Genomic DNA, 3,027 nt, shown 5'->3' with positions numbered 1-3,027 from the left:
CGCTTCCTGCAGCGAAATAGCCCCGCCGGCCGAGAAAATGGCCACTGCCGGACGAGCCGCAATGGCGTCGTCCATGCTCACTACCTTGTATTTCTGGCCCCGGAATTCAATTTCCTGACCCACCGACCGGGCCGAAGCGACGGGCAGCAGCTCGGTTACCGGGAAGTTGCGCTCGGCCAATACGTTAAGCATCTCGGTGCCCACCAGACCGGTGGCACCCACTACAGCTACTTTCATATGCTTTATCAGTTGAGCCGTAAAGGTAAAGCGGTTATCTTACCTGCGGTTACTGACTTTGGCTTATGCGTGTTTCCCGCAGAGGTTTGCGAAGAAACGCATAGAGGCGAAAAGACAGTTTCCTTCCGCGCACTCCTCCGCAAACCTCCGCGAGAAAATCTGATGAAGAAACTGCTACTCCTGCTGCTGCTGCTGCCCGGCCTGGGTGCCCACGCCCAGCTAACCGACGAGTTTGCCGATGGCGACTTCAGCCAGAACCCTGCCTGGACCGGCGACGAAGCCGCGTTTCAGGTGAATGCGGCCCGCCAGCTGCAAAGCAACGGCCCGGCTGTAACGGGCACCGAGCTGCAGCTCGTTACGCCCTGCTTGGCCAGCACCGGTACCAGCTGGACGTTCTGGGCCAACCTGAAGCTGGCCACCAGCAGCGGCAACTACGCCGATGTGTGGCTGATGGCCGACCGCGCCGACCTGAAAACCAGCGGCACCCGTGGCTACTTCGTGCGCCTGGGCGGCACCCCCGACGAAGTGGCCCTGTTTCGCCAGGATGCCACCGGTAGCCCGGCCTACGTTGTCAATGGCCAGGATGGCACCCTTGGCTCGGCCACCAACAACCTGGTGCGGGTGCGCGTCACGCGCTCGGTGCAGAACGTCTGGACCCTGGAGCGCGACCTAGCGGGGGGGCAGAGCTTCGCCAGTGAGGGCACCGGCACCGACGCCACGTACCAAAGCAGCGCGTTTTGCGGCGTGTTGCTCACGTACTCGTCGGCCAACAACCGGGCCTTTTACTTCGATGATTTTCGGGTGCTTGATGCCACACCGCCCGCCGCAGTGCAGGCGGCCGGCGTGGGCCCACGCACGCTTGATGCTACGTTCAATGAAGCCGTAGCCGCCACCCAGAATCCCGCCAGCTACCAGCTGCCCGGCGGCCCGGCCGTAACCGCCGCCCTCCGCGACGCCACCAACCCCGCCCTGGTACACCTCACACTCTCCGCCGACCTGCCGGCGGGCGGTGGCACGCTGGAAGTGCGCCAGGTAGCCGACCTCTACGGCAACGTGGCTGCCGGCCCGCTTACGGCCGCGTTCAGCTTCGGGGGCGTGCAGGCCGGCCCGCAGTTCGGGCAGCTGCTCATCACCGAAATACTGGCCGACGAAACGCCGGTGGTGGGGCTGCCGGCATCCGAGTACCTCGAAATCCATAACCCCTCGGCTACCCGCACCCTCGATCTGGCGGGCGTGCGCCTGAATAAGGGCGGCAGCACCGCCAACCCGGCCGTGTTTCCGGCTGGGGCCACGCTGCTGCCGGGCGAGTACGCCGTGGTGTGCGGCAGCACCCGCGGGGCGCAGTTTGCCACCTTCGGAAAGGTGTTTGCCCTCACCAACTTCCCCAGCCTCAGCAATGCCGGCGACCAGCTGCTGCTAACCGGCCGCGACGGGCGCGTGCTGTTTGAGGTGACGTACTCCGACAGCTGGTATAAGGACAACCGCAAGCAGGAGGGTGGCTGGAGCCTGGAAATGGTGGACGAAACCAACTTCTGTGGCGGCAGCGAGAACTGGACCGCCAGCAACGACCCCAGCGGTGGCACGCCCGGCCGGGCCAACTCGGTGCGCACCGCCAACCCCGACCGCACCGCGCCCAGTTTGCTGCGGGCCGTGGCCCTGTCGCCAACGCTGGTACGGCTGTTTTTCAGTGAAAAGCTCGACAGCACGGCGGCGGCAAACCCCGCCCGCTACACCTTCGCGCCGGTTGTGGGCGTGGCCCGGGTACTGCCCGTGGGCCCCGATTTCCGGCTGGTGGATTTGCAGTTGAGCGCGCCGCTGCAGCCCAGCCAGCCGCTGGCCCTGACTGTGCAGAGCGCCACCGACTGCGCAGGCAACGCCAGCGGCCCGGCTGCGGCAGTTACGCTGGCCCTGCCCGCGCCGGTAGCAGCCGGCGACGTGGTGCTCAACGAAATCCTGTTCAATCCGCGTACCGGCGGCGTCGATTTTGTGGAGCTGCTCAACCGCTCGGGCAAGTACCTGAACGTGCAGGGCTGGCAGCTGGGCAGCGAGAAGTCTGACGGCTCCGTGGACCAGAAACCCATCAGCGCCGGGCCCTACGTGCTGGCGCCCGGCCAGCTGGTGGTCCTCACCACCGACCCGGCCAACATCCAGAGCTACTACCCCAACAGCTCGGCGCCGGCCAACTTTCTGGTCCTGCCTGCGCTGCCCTCGTATCCTGATGATGCGGGTATCGTAGTGCTGACGTCGGCCACCAACGAGCCGCTGGACCGCTTCGCCTACAATAAAAGCCTGCACCTGAAACTGCTTGATGACCAGAACGGCGTGTCGCTGGAGCGCATCCGGCCCGAAGGACCGAGCACGGGCGAAAACTTCCACTCGGCGGCCAGCGCCGCGGGTTACGCCACGCCCGGCCGCCCCAACTCGCAGTATCAGCAGGACCCCGGCGGTGACCAGGCCTTCCGCATTGAACCCGAGGTCTTCACGCCCGACGAAGACGGCCAGCAGGACCTGACGACCCTCAACTACGTTCTCGACCAGCCGGGCTACGCTGCCAGCATCACAATTTACGATGCCCAGGGCCGCCTGGCGCGCCGGCTGGTGCGCAACGAAACACTGGCCACCAGCGGCTTTTTCCAGTGGGACGGCCTGAACGACCGGGGCCAGAAAGCGGCCGTGGGCTACTACGTACTGCACATTGAACTGCTGCGCCCCAACAGCGGCGAAAAGCGCGAATACCGCAAAACGGTAGTAGTAGGGGCGCGGCTCTAGAATCACAGATGGTGCAGATGG

The 3,027-nt window shown here is 65.4% G+C and carries 1 protein-coding gene and 1 pseudogene; one reads left to right on the top strand and one right to left on the bottom strand.

Going from position 1 to position 3,027, the window contains the following annotated elements:
* Nucleotides 1-237: pseudogene (locus tag J7E24_RS00845) on the bottom strand (aspartate-semialdehyde dehydrogenase); the annotation flags it as partial.
* 162 nt (nt 238-399) lie between these two features.
* Here J7E24_RS00845 and J7E24_RS00840 point away from each other — a divergent pair.
* A complete protein-coding gene (locus J7E24_RS00840; RefSeq protein WP_215134155.1) occupies nt 400-3,006 on the top strand; it encodes a lamin tail domain-containing protein in 2,607 nt (868 codons plus the stop codon).
* The last annotated feature ends 21 nt before the right edge of the window (nt 3,007-3,027 follow it).

Origin of the sequence: Hymenobacter sp. ISL-91, assembly GCF_018613725.1 — a bacterium.
In the GTDB taxonomy this organism is placed as follows: domain Bacteria; phylum Bacteroidota; class Bacteroidia; order Cytophagales; family Hymenobacteraceae; genus Hymenobacter.
Note: the sequence above shows the minus strand (reverse complement) of the source record. Positions and strands in the feature narration are given on the sequence as shown.